Source organism: Streptomyces scopuliridis RB72, assembly GCF_000718095.1.
In the GTDB taxonomy this organism is placed as follows: Bacteria; Actinomycetota; Actinomycetes; order Streptomycetales; family Streptomycetaceae; genus Streptomyces; species Streptomyces scopuliridis.
In genome coordinates, this window is the sequence record NZ_JOEI01000048.1 from 1 (window position 1) to 16746 (window position 16746).

The following is a 16746-nucleotide window of genomic DNA, read 5'->3' on the forward strand; positions in this document are numbered from 1 at the left end:
GTGAGTTGCCTGCGCGTCACGATCGTCTTCCTACCGGATCCGTCTTCCAGGCGGATCCGGATCGACAAGATTGATCACGACGTCACACAGGCCCTAGTAGCGCACGCCGGCATGGTTGAGGAGGCGCTGCCCGATCTGAGCCCGGCCGGTGTCCAGGCCGCGCGAGACACGCTGGTCGAGTTGGCCACCGCGGTGACACACTCCGGCTTCGACGATGTGAATACCCGCCTTGCCCCGGCCCTCGCCCAGGCGGCGAAGAACCTCGCAGAGCAGCGGCTCGCCGACGCTGATCTCTCGCCGGCGATGCTGGCCCGGGAGCTGAATGTTTCTGTGCGTACTTTGCAGCGCGCGTTCGCGGCGGGTGGGGAATCGGTGACCGCCTACATCCGGGAACGGCGCTTGGAGTTGGCGAGGCAGGCGCTGTTGGCGTCTCGGCTGGCCGTCTCGGAAATCGCCGCGCACTGGCAGTTCGCCGACGCCAGCCACTTCAGCCGCGCCTTCAAGCAGCGCTATGGACTCACACCCACCGAGTACGCCCGGAAGAACACCTGATCAGAGGCTGAACGCCGCCATGTTTGCCGGGTCGTAACGATCGTCGGAGACCAGCTCCTGACCGTTAAGGTCATCTCATTCGATCTCTTCGAAAGCGGGTTGCCGCTCCGCGACGAAGCTCACGGGCGCGTCCCCGTGCCCGCACCCGGTGCAGAGCATGGGTCACGTCTCGCCCGAGGTGGTGATCAGCGAACGGCCGGCAGAGGCCGCCGACCGGGCCATTCCTGGGCACGGGGGGGGTGACTGTGCGACACGAAACCGCAAGCCCCTGGCACGGCATCGCCGACATCGAACTCGGCACCGCGGCGGCTGGTTCAACAACCAGCTCTGGCCGCCAGTTGGAGTCAACGCATAGAGCCTCCACCAATCGTGGAGCGGTTCAGCACTGAACCACGTCAGGAATGTGCGCCTACGGCTAGGACGCCTGATCCACGTCAAACACTGCTCACAGCCAACGCACCCGCAAGCGCGAGGATGCAGATTCCCGAAAGCTGGTCGACCCGACGAGCGATCGATCCCTTATACGACCGAAACCTCCATCGAAGAATTCTCCCGGCTCCAACGTAGAGGCCACCAACGACGGCTTCAACGCCCATGTAGGCCAGGCCTAGAAGGGCAATGTGCAGTTCCGCATCCCGTCCACCGCTCGTGAATTGAGGGAGGAGTGCCGCGAAAAGCAGAAGCGCTTTGGGGTTGGTTATGGCGACCATAAATTCCTGGCGAGGGATCCGCCATCGATCGGTGCGGCCCTCTTCGTCCTCGACTACAGAAGCGGTCTCCGGCTTGCTTCTCAGTGCCGCCACACCAATCCAGGCCAAATACGCTATTCCACCCCATTTTATTACGGTCAGCACACCAGGAGACTGTGCGAGGGCCGCGCCGAGACCCAGTACGACGATACCGATCAGCAGAGTGAAAGCAGCGAGGCGCGCGAGGATGCCGATAAGAGCCCAGGAAGCGCCGGATCGGATGGCGTTACTCAGGCCCAATAGCTGGTTCGCTCCAGGGATTATGGATATCAATACGGCAGAGGGGAGGAAGTCCATCCAATAGATCACGCTCCCAGCATCGGGCGTGTGGCCGAACCTGGGGAAGAGGGCACCGCGAGATATTGATCACGCAGTACGACAAGCTTGCGGACAAAGACATTCGGCTGAACGAGCTGCAGGCAGAAAAGTGGCGGTGAAACCCGTCATCGAGAGCAGCTACCGCCCGCTCAATGTCGAACAAGCCGACGCGTTCCGGACGCTCGGCTCGTCGGCGGACGCACTTCTGTCACTGCACGTCCATCGGAGGCGGGGCCTATCAGGTGCCCCTACTGGCCTGCCTCGATGAATCGGTTTGATCGTCGTCGAGAAGCTCGATAATGCGCGCGCTGATGTCGCCGAGAGCGAAAGCGCCAAGCCCGCCGAGGCCGTTGAACAGCGAGTCGCGGATCTCGTGACTTTGGGAGCGAAGAGCGCATGGCTGATGCGACTTCGGGAGAAGCGGAGACTATCGTCGAGATCGACTCGCTCGTGCATATTGCGCTTGAAGTTCGATGCTTGCGTCACACTCATCTTGGCACCGCCGGCCGGAGGGTGGAGCTACAACTCTGCCCTGCGGTGCGCTTGGGTTCAGACCATGGTGTTCCCGTTGGCGGTTGCTTCGGGCAAGGTGAGGTCCCGTACAACGTCCCAAGGTGAACCTCACCTTGAGTGGCCCCAGGTCGAACTTGTAGCTCCTACCAACCAGCTGATTGGTCATGGCATTTCCTTCTCTTGATGCCGAAGAACCCGATTAATGCCTCGGTTACGCCGAGGCGGACGGACACTGCGACGTCCACTCGGCGAGGTCGGAAACCGCAACGTAACGGGCTGCAATCATCGCGGCAGTTTGCGCTCAGGCTCTCCAGCTCTGGGCCGTTCAGAGCGACGACACCCATCGACGCGTCACAGGCGGCGAAGCGCGTACCGGCATCACTCCCCCCATGGGCTGAATTGAACGTTCAATTGAAACCGCGACGGCGACATCACGGCGTGCTCTAGCGAACGCCCGTCGAGGCGTCGCGCACGGAACCGCCCGAGTGGCTCCGACTCAGGGCCGGGCGCCACGAATGGCCGCAGACGCGGGTCGCCCAACGCCCACCGGAGAAGGTCTTCACGGCCTTGTCGACCCGGCCGGACGCCGAGGACAGCTCGGACCCACCCGGTTGTCGTGGTGGACTACACGATCATCTGAGCACCGCCGGGGCCTGGTAAGAGGGGCGACCCCGGTCGGCGAACTGCCCGACCAGGCCCCCCGGTCGGCCCGGTTGTGGACTGAGCGCCAGTTCACTGACGTGTAGCTGCACCCACCATGCCACGCTTTAGTTGACACAACAACAACAGGATGTCATGGTTTACGTATCAACTAGATCGGCGGAGGTGGTGTGGGTGCCCAAGGGGACTGCGAAGCGAGTCTCGCTGTTCGGGTTGAAGAGCGGGGGTCATACCTGCCCCCCCATGAGCGGGCAGGAGATCGACGGCGGGGCGCTGCATGTCGGTGGAGTGGAGATGGTGGCGCCGGGAATCGCACGTGCTGTCCGCACCAATCACCTCTCTCGATCCAACCCGAAGTACGACCGACACGTGCCTCGCCAGCCACGGAAGCAGAGCATCCGACTGTTCGGCGAACAGGCTCCCCTCCCCGTCTGCGCGCGAACTGCTGGCCGGCGATGACGACACGCGGGACCTGACCGGCAGGGAACTCGCGCAGGTCGCCCGGGACGGACGTCCCGCCCGGTCGTCACGAACCACGCACGGCCACACCCCGACACAACGAAAGCGTTGAACGAAGTGAACACGATGGATGTTTCGCAAATCGAGTTCGGTATCGACAGCTTCGGAGACCGGCCCCGAAACGACCGGGGCATGATCGTCTCGCACGCGCAGGCGATCCGCGCTGCGGTGACCGAAGCGGTCCTGGCCGACCAGGTCGGTATCGACGTTGTTGCGTTGGGCGAGCACCACCGACCTGAGTACGCGATCTCCAGCCCTGAGACAGTACTGGCGGGCATCGCGACAGCCACGAAGCGCATCCGGCTCGCCTCGGGTGTGACAGTGCTGTCCTCGGACGACCCGGTGCGAGTGTTCCAGCGGTTCGCCACGGTCGATGCGCTCTCCAACGGCCGCGCCGAGGTGATCCTCGGACGCGGTTCCTTCACCGAGTCGTTCCCCCTGTTCGGGTACGACCTGAAGGACTACGAGGTGTTGTTCGAGGAGAAGGTCGACCTTTTCCATCGGCTCCTGGACGAGAGGCCGGTCACTTGGGAAGGCACCACGCGCGCCGCCCTGCACAATGCAGACGTGTACCCGAAAACCGATTCGGGACGTCTCAACACCTGGGTAGGGGTTGGCGGGACACCGCAGTCCGTGCTCCGCACCGCTCAATATGGCTTCCGGCTCATGCTCGCAATCATCGGCGGCGCCCCTGACCGGTTTGCTCCCTACGTGGATCTGTACCGGCGTGCTAGCGAGGAGTTCGGCACGACCGCACAGCCGATCGGGACGCACTCGCCCGGCTTCGTCGCCGCCACTGACGAAGAAGCCAAGGAGCTCTTCTACCCTGGGTACAAGGAGATCCGCGACCGGATCGGGGCGCAGCGCGGCTGGCCGCCGCTCCGCCGGGAAGAATTCGACGCCGAAGTGGACCACGGGTCGCTGTATGTCGGCTCGGTCGAGACGGTCGCGGCCAAGATCGCTCATGCTATCCGGGTACTGAACGCGGGCCGGTTCGACATGATCTACTCCGCCGCCGGCACCGTTTCAGCCTCCGCACGGCTACGTTCGGTCGAGCTGTACGGCACCCAAGTCATCCCTCGGATCCGCGAGCTTCTGGCCGAGCAGCCCGCGGCCACGGCGGGAGCGACGCGATGACCAACCCTGTCACCACTATCGGGATCCTGGGAGCCGGGAAAGTCGGCACCGTCCTGGCGCGCCTGGCGGTCGCCTCCGGCTATCGAGTCCTGATCGCCGGGTCCGGTGACCCCTCCAAGATCGCGCTTACCGCCAAAATCCTCACCCCCGGAGCGACCGCCGTGTGGCCGGCCCAGGCCGCGGATGCCGCCGACGTGGTGGTCCTGGCTCTCCCGCTCGGCAAACACCGCGACCTCCCAGTTCCGGAGCTGGAAGGAAAGCTGGTCATCGACGCGATGAACCACTGGTGGGAGGTCGATGGTCCCCGCGACGCGATCCTCCCGCCCCATACCTCTTCGAGCGAAGTCGTTCAGCGGTTCCTGCCGGGCGCGCGTGTCGTGAAAGCCCTCAACCACATGGGCTACCACGACCTCGAAGACGAGGCTCGTCCAGCTGGTGGCCTCGGACGCAAGGCCATCGCGATCGCCGGTGACTCGCCCGAGGATCTCACCGTCGTGTCTGCGCTGATCGACGCTCTCGGATTCGACCCACTCACCATCGGCGACCTCGCAGCGGGCGTCCGGCTCGAGCCCGGAACCCCCGCCTTCGGAGCCAATGTCGACGCCGACCAGCTTCGCGCGCTTACCGCCACCCCTGCTCCGACAAGACTTTTTGAGCACTCGTAACAGAAAAACAGAAGCACCTCGGCCGGACCGGCACGGCCGACTTCGTCTTCAACGAATTTGTCGCGAATGGTGGTGTGTTCCGCCAGCCGATACCTGACGACATAGGAGTAATCACGCGTGCCGCGCTTGGCGAAGTGTGAGGTCATCTCCCTGGGTTGCATCGACAATGTGACGCGGTGAAGCGCCGCCAGGTGCAGCCTGGTACTACGGCGGACGCAACGCGGTTGTCACAGCGTGAAGATTGCAATTATGCATGGAGGACGAATGCGGCCAATCATTCCCGACTATCTGGCCGAGGTACTGAGAGATGTGGAGTCGGACACGTCCGGAGAGCCGGCGGGATACATCCCTGAGCTCGCAGCAGCGGACCCCGAGCGCCTCGGCGCGGCCTTTGCCATGATTGACGGAGAGGTCTATGGTGCCGGTGACATCGATATCGAGTTCACAATCCAATCGATCTCCAAGCCGTTCATATATGCGTTGGCCCTGTCTGATCGCGGATTCGACCCTGTGCTCGCCAAAGTCGGTGTCGAGCCGTCCGGAGAGGCGTTCAACGAGATCTCACTCGAAAGCGATACGGGGCGCCCTCTCAATCCCATGATCAACGCTGGCGCGATCACCGTTCACTCACTGGCCGGCGCGGAGGACCTGAATCCGGCAGAGCGTGTGGAACGCGTGCTCCACGGCCTCTCGGCGTTCGCCGGTCGACGACTGAAGATGGATGAGGCGGTATGTGCGTCAGAGATGGAGCACGCGCACCGCAACCTCGCCATTGCACACATGCTCCGTAGTCACAACGTCCTCACCAAGGACGCAAGGGCCATCGTGGACGGCTACACCCGCCAGTGTTCCGTGCTCGTCACCACGCGAGATCTGGCCATGATGGCCGCGACGTTGGCCAACCGTGGGATAAACCCTCTCTCGGGTGAGCAGGTGGTGCCGGAACCGGTGGTGCGTCAGGTCCTGAGCGTCATGTTCAGCTGTGGAATGTATGACGCCGCTGGTGACTGGGCGACCCAGGTCGGTATTCCGGCAAAGAGCGGGGTGGCTGGGGGCCTGATCGGCGCGCTCCCCGGACAGATCGGCATTGCCACGTTCTCACCACGACTGGATACTCACGGGAACAGTGTTCGCGGGGTGTCACTGTTCGAACGATTCTCTTCAGACATGGGTCTGCATGTGATGGAGGTCCCCGCCACTGCGCGTGCCGTCGTGCGATCCAACCATGTCGTTGGCAGCGGACCGAACGCGCTCCGGGTCCTGCAACTGCAAGGTGGCATCGGCTTTGCCGGAGCCGAGAGAGTTGTTCAGGAAGCCGTGGACACCTCGCCTTCGGAAGTCAGGGTGGCTTTGGATCTGACAAGGGTCTATTCGATCGACGACGTGGCACGGCGCGTGCTGCTGGAGGTCGCACGCCGGCTGACGCTGAATGGGCACGAGGTCTACCTCGTCGACCCAGAATCGATCATGCCCGATCCCGATCCCGGCGATGGTGGCCGAATCACACTCGTAGACAACGTGGATCAAGCCGTGATTCCGCCGCGGGGTGGCTCGGCGCAGGAGCCGGCCGCGAAGAGAAGGGCTTGACACATGTCGACAAAGGGAGGAATTCGGCTGATGGAATTGTTCTCTATTCTGGCCCCTACGCCGAACAGACCCACCACGGATCACGCTGACCCACACGCCGCGATCGCGGGAGGAGGTCAGGGCGGCTGAACGCGCATGGTTGAAATTCGCACCCCACCGCAGGCCGATGCGGAACGGCGAAACCTCTGACCCGCCTCCGATAACACACAGTTTCCACATACAGATATGGGCCGGCGTTCGTTTCGTCGGCCAGAAGGGAAAGAAATCATGGGTTACATCACCGTCGGCACGGAGAACAGTACGCCGGTCGAGCTCTACTACGAGGATCAGGGTTCTGGGCAGCCGGTCGTCCTGATCCACGGCTACCCACTGAACGGGCACAGCTGGGAACGTCAGACGCGCGAGCTGTTGGCCCAGGGCTATCGGGTCATCACCTATGACCGTCGTGGCTTCGGCCAGTCGTCGAAGGTGAACTCCGGTTACGACTACGACACCTTCGCCGCTGACCTGAACACGGTCCTTGAGACCCTCAACCTGCAGGATGTCGTCCTTGTCGGTTTCTCGATGGGCACCGGGGAACTCGCCCGCTACGTGAGTCGCTACGGTCATGAGCGTGTCGCGAAGCTCGCCTTCCTCGCCTCGCTCGAACCGTTTCTCGTCGCCCGCGACGACAACCCCGACGGGGTGCCGCAGGAGGTCTTCGACGGCATCGCCGCGACCGCAAAGGCGGATCGGTACGCCTGGTACAAGCAGTTCTACGCGGACTTCTACAACCTCGACGAGAACCTCGGCACCCGTATCAGCGAGGAGGTCGTGACCGGTAGCTGGAACGTCGCGATCAGCAGCGCTCCGGTGGCTGCGTACGCTGTGGTACCGGCATGGATCGAGGACTTCCGCGCCGACGTCGAGGCGGTCCGCGCGAGCGGCAAGCCCGCACTGATCCTGCACGGAACAAAGGACAACATCCTCCCGATCGACGCCACTGGGCGCCGATTCCACAAGGCACTCCCCGAGGCCGAGTACGTCGAGGTCGAAGGAGCGCCGCATGGCCTGCTCTGGACCCACGCCGACGAGGTCAACACCGCGCTGCGCGACTTCCTCTCGAAGTGACGGTGGATGACCGGCTGTTCCCCTGACGGCTTCTCATGACGCGGAACCGCGTCATCGCCGCCGACGAGGGGCGTATGTGGCGCCGAACTTGAGGCGCCACATACGCCCCTCGAACGCGAGAGGGATACGACATGCCGTGGAGCACTCGCCAGCTCGCTGAGCTGGCGGACACAACAGTGAACACCATCCGCCACTATCACCATCTCGGTCTGCTCGATGAACCGGAGCGCCGGCACAACGGATACAAGCAGTACGAGGTGCGGCACCTGGTGAGTCTGCTGCGCATCCGACGTCTCGCAGAGCTCGGTGTGCCGCTCGCACAGATCGGTGACGTCAGCGCCGACACCGACAGCGCACCGGGTGTCCTGCGCGACCTCGACGCCGAACTCCAGAGGCGCATCGAACGCTTGAAGAAGGCGCGGACGGACATCGCAGCAATCCTCCGCTCCCGCGCGCCGGCGGACGTCCCTGCCGGATTCGAGTCCGTGGCATCTCGACTGTCCGAGGCCGACAGCTCGATGATTCACATCTACGGACAGCTGTACGACCAGAACGCATTGGCGGACGTTCAGAAGATGGTGGAGGCGGACACCGATGACGTCAGTGCTGACATCGATCGATTGCCGGCGGACGCAGACGAGGAGACGCGGAAACTTCTGGTCGAAAGGCTCGCGCGGATTCTCACGCAGAATCTCATCGACTATCCGTGGATAAGCGATCCTGCTTCGCACCTGTCCAAGAGCGGATACGTCACCGCGCAGACGTTCGTGGACGCTATGTCGGAGCTGTACAACCCTGCCCAATTGGCCGTGATTGTCCAAGCCAGCACTCTTGCGCAAGACCGAGTGTGTGTCATGCAAAAGCAGAGTGGAAAGGCGGACAGGGCACCTGCTCCACGCAGGGCTTGATCATGATCCGATGGCATGGACCTCGATGAAGGCAGGTTGTCGCAGGGTTGTCCAGTCAGGGAGCAGAGCCGTAGGCGCTTGACTCTGTCCTTGGAACACAGGGTGGACTTCGTCGCGGGGGGGGGAGGCGTGTATGTCCGACTCGGTTCCCCGCTGTTAAGTGACTGTGCACAACAAGGAGAGACCACTCGTGTTCCATGACGGATCCGAACGATTGAATGCCAGACGAGCCCGCCGATGGCGACCGCTGATCGCAGCGGTCGCCATCGGCGCGTTCACAGCGTCGGTGGTGTCCTGTAGTGACCGCGAAGAGACGGAGGTACCGGATGTCGCAGCGCTGGCAGGACCACTCGCCGATCAGGAGTTGATCTGGGAGGCCTGCGATTTCAGCAGCGATGGCCCTCCTATTCCGGGAGCGGACACAGCCAATGTCAAGTGCGCGACTGTCAAGGTGCCGCGGGACTGGCTGAATCCGGATCCGGAGGTCACGTGGGATGTTCGCATTTCGCAGGCGCAGAATATTAATCCTTCGGACCCCGACTACCACACAACGGTCATCGCGCATCCCGGTGGACCGTACGCATCCGGGCTGTCGTACAGCACCGCTGTCCAGATGTACACCCCAGAGCTTCGTTCGACGACGAATTACGTCAGCTTCGACCAGCGCGGCCTCGGGCAGTCGAGTCACGCGGAATGCACGTACGAATACGATCCGGCCGGCGGGCCATCGGCTGCGGCGAAGGCAATCGGCGAAGCCTGTTCAAAAGATGCCGATGTTGCGACGATGACGACCGAGCAGGCTGCCTACGACATGGACTTCATCCGTCATCTACTCGGCCTCGATAAGGTGACCTATATGGGTTACTCCTACGGCACCTGGCTGGGGGCATGGTACGGCAGTCTCTTCTCCGACAACATCGAGCGTATGGTCCTCGATTCGGCGACAGATTCAACACAAAAATCGATTCAGGCCCTGTACAACGCGGCCCACGAGGGCCGTGACCGCCAGTTCCGCCTGCATATGATCAACTGGATTTCACGCAATGACGAGGTCTTCGGACTCGGGACGGATCCGGAAGCGATCTGGAAGCGATATTTTGCAGCGACAAGCACGCCTGAGAAATCACTCGCGGCGCAGTACGCCTGGAATGCAGTGAACGGCCCCGCGGCATTCTCGAATCCAATTGGGTATCGGGCGGTGGGAAGCCTCGTGGCGGGCATCATCGCCGAGGGAGAGGCTCCTTCCAAACCAGTCGTCCCCGCGGAATCCGCCGCTCGCGTCGTCGATCAGACTGAGCTGACTGACGAACAGCGCGCCGCAGCGCACAAGAGGCTCGCGCTGTTGGCGGCGCCACATAAGAGCAAGCCGGGAGAGCCTATCCGGGGCAAGTATGACTACGTCATCGAGTTCACCGCCTGCACAGATGGGCAGTGGACGCAGGGACTCGATTACTGGGAGGACTTCCACAAGCGCACTGCGCCCCTCGCGCCTCTGTCAGAGCAGTTCGGGCTCCTCGTAACGCCGACGTGTGCGTTCTGGCCGACGGAGTCGAAGATGCCGACGCAGGACGACAGCTTCCCCGAGACCATCGTCCTGCAGAGCGAGCTCGACTCGATGACGCCGTTTGAGCAGGGCTGGGCGGCCGGCACGGGACTGCCAAACACGAGCTTGATCGCGGTCGACAACGAGAGCGTTCACGGTGTCTTCCCCTACGGCACGGAGGAAGTGGACCGCCCGGTGATCGACTTCCTGCTCGGCGGAGACCGCCCCGCACAGACCATTGTCGCGGCCGGCAAACCCCTGCCCCTGGAGCAGTCCACGTACGAGTCGTGGACGCCGCTCGATGAGAACGCCGAACACGGCACCGAAGCCCCTTTGTTCACGGATCCGACCATCCCGGCGGAGACGGGCGTAGTGCGGGAGCCAAGGAGTTAGAAGAGGAGGCTGACAGGATCCCTCCTGCCAACTGACCTGAAGCGGAGCAGTTGCAGCGGCAGGTCGGAGCCGCCGTTGCAACTGTTTGGTGGCGTCGCGGCCCAGGGCGGCATGGCTGGCCTCGACGCGCCTTGGTTGATCCAGCGGACCAAGAGGCCTACTTCGGCATCCTCAGCCTCGATCGACAGCAGTTCACACCACAGGAGAAGGTACCGACGAATGACTCAGCAGCCTGACGAACCATCCATCGAGGCATGGGCAAAGACACCCTGGAGGGCAAGTAGTCCTGACTCCCCGATCCTGCCCGAGGACCTCCTGCTTCTCCTCTTTCAACCCGAGTCCGGGGTCATCGCAGGCGAGAACACTCTCTTCTACGTGCTCGCCGGAGCTGTGCTCGCGGACCTTGCCCTTCACGAATCTGTAGCAATAAAGACAACCCGGACTGGGTCCGTCAACGTGGAAGCCGTCCGGGAGAAGGCGCCGTCGGATGAGATCCTCCTCTCCGCCTGGGAATATGTGTCGGACAAACCCCGTGGCGTCCAGACGGTGCTCCCCGCGATCGGTCCGAGACTCCGTCAACCTCTGTTGGAACGCCTCATCGCACGCGGCGACATTCGCAGGGACAACCGCAAGGTACTTGGTTTCTTCAACACGACCGTCCTCAAGGACAGTCAAAACGGGCGTCGGGCTGGCCTCCTCAAGGAAGTCCGCGACGTCCTCGTCGACGGTACGGAGCCAACCGCTCGCATCGCCGCACTTGCTGCACTGATCTGGGGCAGCGGCGCGCTCCACCAGTTCGACCCGCAGATCCCCTGGACCTCGTCAGTGATCAACCGTGCTCAGGAGCTGGAACGCGGCAACTGGGGTGCCGGAGCCGTCGGCGAAGCGGTCGCACGCACCATGACCGCGGTCATGGTCAATAGCGTCATCAGTACAGCCGCCGTAGTGTCGCCGGATCAGTGAGTCACCGGCCAGCTGGACGGCAAGTGCGTTGCTTGTATGCCTCGCGGTCGAAGGCCGGTGGTCTGCCACTGGCCTGTCCACGCTGCCGCCGGTTGACTGCTCGTCGGCCCGTTCCGGGATCACCGCGCGGATGCCGCGTCTGCGCAGGTGGTCGCAGATCTCCCGGGAGGAGTACGCCTAATGGGCAGTGAAGCGGGGCGCCGCCAGGCCCACCCCGGTCCGTCGAGGCCCTGAAAGAGACTGCGGGCCCCGCTTCACAGAGAGCACTTCGTAGTGGTGGTCGGTGCCGGGAAAGCCGCAGAGTACGCCCGGGCCCTGGAGCCGTTCGACAAGCACCGGCCCCCGGCACCGTCCACCACCACGAGACCGGACGCGATCACCTCTCATCATGCCTGGAGCCGGCCGAGCTCCCGAGCAGACCGAGGGCCCGCGGGTCGCTGGGGTCACGAACGGCTAGGGCCTGTCCGGTCGATCTTCGTGGATCAGCCCGCGGCGTCTGGTGCCGTGCATCGCAAGGCGGAGGATCACCCATGTACTGGACGTACTTGGGTGACTCCGACAACGCGGCGAGGTGCGGTGCCAGGCGTCGCGGGCCCGCGAAGATCGACCGGACAGGCCCTAATCGGATGCTGGGCCATCGAGCCCTTCCATTAGGGAGACGCGTGCCCCCCGCACGGCCACGACCAGCAGCAACACGCCCCCTGACCGAGAGGACGACAAGGCCACGATGACCGTCACCTGCGGGATCGACTGGGCCAGCGACCACCACGACGTCGCTCTGGTCGACCGCGAAGGAACTCTCCTGGCCCGAGCCCGGATCACCGACGACGCTGTCGGCCTGCAACAACTCCTGGCCCTTCTCACCACCCACGGCGATCACCCGGACGCCCCGATCCCGGTCGCGATCGAAACGTCCCGCGGACCGCTCGTGGCTTGCCTGCGAGCCACCAAACGCCCTATCTGTGCGATCAACCCGATGGCAGCGGCCCGCTACCGAGACCGGCACGCGGTCGCCGGCAAAGAAGTCCGACCACCCCGACGCCACGGTGCTGGCGAACATTTTGCGCACCGCCCGAGCCGCCACCGGCCGCTGGCCGATGACAGCGAACTCGCCCAGGCCATCGCCGTCCTGGCCCGCGCCCAGCAGGACGCCGTCCGGTACCGAACTCAGGCCGGCAACAGACTCCGCTCCCACCTGCGCGAATACCTCCCCGGATTCCTCTCCGCCTTCCAGCACACACGCGAAACCGCCTAGCAGTGCGTGCCGCCCTTGTCCGCAGGACGTCGCGCTCTCACGAAGGGGGAAGTACGAGCTTGCCGCTCTGGTGCCCCCGTCGGCTGACCTGCAGCGCGGCCGCCACCTCGTCGAGGGGGTACGTCCGCTGGATCGACATCCGCAGCTGCCCCGCCTTGATGAGGGCGAGGATGTCCCCTTGCGCTTGGGGTCCACCAGTTTTCGGCTCGGTCAGGTGAATCTGGATACCGCTCCCGGCTGCATCGTGGGCCAGTAGGGAGAGGACACGTTCCGGGCCGCGGCCGAGTTCGATCGAGTCCTGGATCTCACCGCGGCCGGAGGCGTCGGGGACCGCGTCGACTCCCCGCGGGAAGGTGACCCGTACGCGCTCGACCAGCCCTCTACTGTAGCGGCCGGTTGCACGCCGAAGGAGCGGAGCAGCTCGTGGTTGCCCTCGTTCGCGGTGCCGGCGACGCGCACGCCCCGGTCGACGGCAAGCTGTCACCGCAATTTCAGGATCTCACCTTGAAGTGAGTGCTCACGAGAAGCCGGTGCACCTCTGAGAAACGGGCCGCCGGAATCTCCGGCGACCCGTTCTCGAAAGGCTGCGATTGGCTTCCGTCACTCACTCGGCGGCGAGAGCTTCCGCGTAGGGGAAGATGAGCTTGCCGGAAGAAGATTCCGGTGGGGACACGACGATCTGACTCGACCCGTTCTGGAATTGACCGACCTCATGGCCGGATATTCCCTGGAACTGGACCTGCAGGACGCGCGGCTCCGACCACTCTCCCTTGGCTCCGAACCTGACATCGCCCATGACGGTCGGGAAGGTCGCCTCCCGTGCGTACGCCGAGAGGCTCGCGTCGTCGAAACCGCCTGTCGCTTCGACGGCTTGGGCGACCACCTGCATCTGTGCATAGGCGAGTGGAGCCATGTAATGCCCCAGGAGGTCGACACCGGCTTCGCTGGACTGTTCCTGGTAGGTGTTCAGCAGTTCCTGAACACCCGGGAACATCATTTTGGGCACCGGCGCCCAGTACTCGTAGTTCACGAAACCGTTGAGCAGCGGGCCGAGCTTCGTCCTGACCGCTGTGTTCTGCGGTCCGATCATGGCACCGCCGACCATCTTCGGCCGGAAGTGATGAGAACGGATGGTGCGCACCAGGCCTACCGAATCGGCCAGGTAGGAGCACAGGAACAACAGGTCACTGCCGCTTTCGGCGACCGCGTCGATAACGGGCGCGAAATCCTCGGTCGACAGTGGATATGTGACTTCGTGGACCACCTGTATGCCGTACTTCTCGGCATTCGCCTTGGCGCCGAGAACGGGATTGCGTGAGAACTCGGCCTCAGCAGACACGAGCGCCACGGTTTCCGGCCGGGGGGTCTGCTCCGCGGCGAGCGCGAAGAACCCCTCCGTGAGTGCGGCATTTGGATCTGGCCCGGTGGGGATCATGGCGAAGTAGTTCGGATAGAGGAGCGCGTTGTTGACGCCGAGGCCCATCAGCCCGACGAAGAAACGCTCCCGCTCCACTATCAACGGCATGGCCGGCAGCAGGGTGTTGGTTCCGTATCCACCGATGACGAGATCCACGTCGTGCTCGTCGATCAGCCGCTCGTAGATCCTGGGAACGTTGTCGGCGTTCCCTTGGTCGTCGTACCGGACGAACTCGACAGGACGGCCGAGAAGTCCGCCTCGGCTGTTGATATCTTTACGCCAGATTTCATGGGCGAGACGGGCCGACCGGCTGTTGTCCGCGAGGGAACCGGTTAACGACAGGCAGTACCCGATACGGATCGGTGCCGGGGTAGCGGGAATGTCAGGCCTCGCTTTCGGTGGGCGTGGCCAGGAGTTGCATCTCCCAGGTGAAGGCCACACCGCTGGCACCGCCGTGCTGCGCCTGGACCTCGGCGGCGCCCTGCACGGTCTTCTCACGGGCCCAGTCGCGCTGCCACTCCCCCATCACGGCCATCCAGGTGATCGGGACCACGCCCGCCTGGATCATGCGCTGCACCGCCATGTCGTGGGCCTCCTTCGAGACACCGCCCGACGCGTCGGTGACGACGAAGACCTCGAAGCCCTCGCCCGCCGCCTGTATCGCCGGCATAGCCACACAGATCTCCGTCCAGAGGCCGGCGATGATCAGCTTCTTGCGGCCGGTCGCCTTGACGGCATTCACAACACGCTCGTCCTGCCAGGTGTTGATGAAGGTCCTGTTGATCGGCTTCTGCTCCGGGAACACATCCTGCAGACCCTGAAGAAGAAGACCACCGCGCTCCTCCAGAACGGTTGTCAGAATGGTCGGAACGTCGAACACCTTGGCGGCCTTGGCGAGCCCGACGGCGTTGTTGATGACCATCGTCGGTTCGTGGCTGTGCAGGTTGGCGACCTGGAACGGCTGGTGGTCGATGAGGGCGAGCACGCTCTCCTCGGGCGTCAGCAGCGCGCCGAGTCCGGCCTTGTTCTCAGTACTCACGAGATTCCCCTTCTGGAACTTTGCGTCCGCGGGTCTCCGGCAGTGCACCGACATCTCGATGCCCCGCAGTGAGCCGGATACGGGTTGGCCGGGCCGGCGACCCCACACCATTTGGTTGACGCGTCACCTAAGATAGGTGCCGATTATTGACGCGTCAACTAGCGTCGGCCTTGGGTGTTCAGGTCGGTCTTGGGTGTTCAGGCGAGCCGGTCAGGCATGGCCATCGGTGTCCGTGAAGCGCAACTACGCTGCGAGGCGGGACACTACGGACCATCAGCCGTATCCCGGTCGGCCGTCCTTGTGGGCTGGCCCCATGCCCTCATCCCGGTCCCCACCGCCGACCTCGTCGACCAGTACGGCCCCGAACTGCGCGTCTGCGACCTGCAGTTCCGCCAGTTCGGCGCCCACCACAGCTTCGCCGGCCCCGTCCGCACCGTCTCCTGCCACGAGGACAACGGCCTGCTGCGCGACCTGCTGCGCACCCCCGGCGACGGCCATGTCCTCGTCGTCGACGGAGGCGGCTCCCTGCGAACCGCCCTGGTCGGCGACCTCATCGCCGGCGCCGCCCAGGACAACGGCTGGGGCGGACTGATCCTGCACGGCGCCGTCCGCGACAGCGTCGCCCTCTCCGGGCTCCGGCTCGGCATCAAGGCGCTGGGCACCATCCCCCGCAAGAGCGCCAAAGACAGCGCGGGAGCCGTCGACGTCCCCGTCACCTTCGGCAACGTCACTTTCCGCCCCGGCGACATCCTGCATGCCGACGACGACGGCATCACTCTCCTCCCCGAGAACACCTGACCACGAGCGGCGCAGCCCGGAGTGGGTTGTCGAGCGTGGCATCAGCGCCGAAGTTCGACGGCCATCGGTGATCCTTGCCAGGACTCCGGAGACGGTGCTGCTCCATTCCAGGCCGGGCCGCGTCGTCTCTCCATGGTGAGCGGAGCTCGCGCGTGCCGGCCAGCAACTGTTTCCCGGCACGGGCCTCGACAGTGCTTGGCCCGTTCGGAGGCGATACGGTGCGCCGCGTGATGTGACCGGCCGACCGGAGAACAATGAGACTCATGGCTCATATCTCGCCGGGTGGCGGTCTGTCTCCGTTGAGCTGGGAGACGCCCGCGGAGCGGGCTGACCGCAACCTGCTCGAACTTCTCCAGGAACTGAGGGTCGTGCAGACCGGCGTGCAGATCGTCTTCGCCTTCCTCCTCGGCGTGGCCTTCACCAGCCAGTTTCCGCGCCTCGACACCTTCGAACGCAGCACGTACGTGGTGACGTTGCTGCTCACGGTGGTCTCCTCGGCACTGCTCGCGACTCCGGTCGCCCTGCACCGTGGCCTGTTCCACCGGGGCGCCAAGATCCGGATCGTCGCCCTGTCCGCGCGGCTCGCCGAAATCGGTCTGGTCTTCCTCGCCCTCGCCCTC

Annotated in this window: 14 protein-coding genes and 3 pseudogenes; 12 read left to right on the forward strand and 5 right to left on the reverse strand. The window is 64.1% G+C overall.

What is annotated here, in order from left to right; genetic code table 11:
- Positions 1-552: helix-turn-helix domain-containing protein (locus IF11_RS0135480; RefSeq protein ID WP_244888278.1), on the forward strand; the 552-nt coding region annotated here is incomplete at its 5' end.
- A gap of 122 nt (positions 553-674) precedes the next feature.
- Positions 675-796 (forward strand): annotated as a pseudogene (locus IF11_RS43355) (IS30 family transposase); the annotation flags it as partial.
- Between the two features lie 190 nt (positions 797-986).
- On the opposite strand, the gene IF11_RS39745 reads toward IF11_RS43355, so the two are convergent.
- On the reverse strand, positions 987-1610 hold the full coding sequence (locus tag IF11_RS39745) for a LysE family translocator (protein WP_157848480.1): 624 nt from the start codon (positions 1608-1610) through the stop codon (positions 987-989).
- A gap of 1767 nt (positions 1611-3377) precedes the next feature.
- Between IF11_RS39745 and IF11_RS0135485 the strand changes: the two genes are divergently transcribed.
- From IF11_RS0135485 to IF11_RS0135515, 7 genes are all read left to right on the forward strand, one after another.
- A complete protein-coding gene (locus IF11_RS0135485; protein ID WP_030355933.1) occupies positions 3378-4448 on the forward strand; it encodes an LLM class flavin-dependent oxidoreductase in 1071 nt (356 codons plus the stop codon).
- Positions 4445-5113: an NADPH-dependent F420 reductase gene (locus IF11_RS0135490; protein WP_030355934.1), complete on the forward strand. Its 669-nt coding sequence runs from the start codon at positions 4445-4447 to the stop codon at positions 5111-5113. The genes IF11_RS0135485 and IF11_RS0135490 overlap by 4 nt, the downstream gene beginning before the upstream one ends.
- Positions 5114-5377: 264 nt before the next feature.
- Complete coding sequence (locus IF11_RS0135495; protein ID WP_030355935.1) at positions 5378-6700, forward strand: glutaminase; 1323 nt, start codon at positions 5378-5380, stop codon at positions 6698-6700.
- Positions 6701-6967: 267 nt separating this feature from the next.
- The gene (locus IF11_RS0135500; RefSeq protein WP_030355936.1) at positions 6968-7810 is read left to right on the forward strand and encodes an alpha/beta fold hydrolase; all 843 of its coding nucleotides are present in this window, start codon (positions 6968-6970) and stop codon (positions 7808-7810) included.
- Between the two features lie 131 nt (positions 7811-7941).
- Positions 7942-8718 carry a MerR family transcriptional regulator gene (locus IF11_RS0135505; RefSeq protein ID WP_030355937.1) on the forward strand — a complete coding sequence of 259 codons (777 nt, stop codon included), beginning with the start codon at positions 7942-7944 and terminating at the stop codon, positions 8716-8718.
- Positions 8719-8908: 190 nt separating this feature from the next.
- Positions 8909-10654 carry an alpha/beta fold hydrolase gene (locus tag IF11_RS39750; RefSeq protein WP_165840665.1) on the forward strand — a complete coding sequence of 582 codons (1746 nt, stop codon included), beginning with the start codon at positions 8909-8911 and terminating at the stop codon, positions 10652-10654.
- Between the two features lie 219 nt (positions 10655-10873).
- Positions 10874-11617: a GOLPH3/VPS74 family protein gene (locus tag IF11_RS0135515; RefSeq protein ID WP_165840666.1), complete on the forward strand. Its 744-nt coding sequence runs from the start codon at positions 10874-10876 to the stop codon at positions 11615-11617.
- A gap of 25 nt (positions 11618-11642) precedes the next feature.
- On the opposite strand, the pseudogene IF11_RS42635 reads toward IF11_RS0135515, so the two are convergent.
- Positions 11643-11794 (reverse strand): annotated as a pseudogene (locus tag IF11_RS42635) (IS5/IS1182 family transposase); the annotation flags it as partial.
- Between the two features lie 550 nt (positions 11795-12344).
- Here IF11_RS42635 and IF11_RS37345 point away from each other — a divergent pair.
- A pseudogene (locus IF11_RS37345) lies at positions 12345-12851 on the forward strand (IS110 family transposase); the annotation flags it as partial.
- A 58-nt stretch (positions 12852-12909) separates the two neighbouring features.
- Here IF11_RS37345 and IF11_RS43360 read toward each other — a convergent pair.
- The 3 genes from IF11_RS43360 to IF11_RS0135535 form a co-directional block, all read right to left on the reverse strand.
- Positions 12910-13356 carry a zinc-binding dehydrogenase gene (locus IF11_RS43360; protein ID WP_157848481.1) on the reverse strand — a complete coding sequence of 149 codons (447 nt, stop codon included), beginning with the start codon at positions 13354-13356 and terminating at the stop codon, positions 12910-12912.
- Between the two features lie 120 nt (positions 13357-13476).
- Positions 13477-14787 (reverse strand): amino acid ABC transporter substrate-binding protein, encoded by a 1311-nt coding sequence (locus tag IF11_RS0135530; protein ID WP_338119937.1) that lies wholly within the window; start codon positions 14785-14787, stop codon positions 13477-13479.
- Positions 14672-15328, reverse strand: coding sequence for a hydrolase (locus tag IF11_RS0135535; RefSeq protein ID WP_030355941.1), 657 nt, complete (start codon positions 15326-15328; stop codon positions 14672-14674). The genes IF11_RS0135530 and IF11_RS0135535 overlap by 116 nt, the downstream gene beginning before the upstream one ends.
- Positions 15329-15628: 300 nt before the next feature.
- On the opposite strand from IF11_RS0135535, the gene rraA reads away from it, so the two are divergent.
- Positions 15629-16126 (forward strand): ribonuclease E activity regulator RraA, encoded by a 498-nt coding sequence (rraA, locus tag IF11_RS0135540; RefSeq protein ID WP_030355942.1) that lies wholly within the window; start codon positions 15629-15631, stop codon positions 16124-16126.
- Positions 16127-16389: 263 nt separating this feature from the next.
- Positions 16390-16746: DUF6328 family protein (locus IF11_RS0135545; RefSeq protein ID WP_106979328.1), on the forward strand; the 357-nt coding region annotated here is incomplete at its 3' end.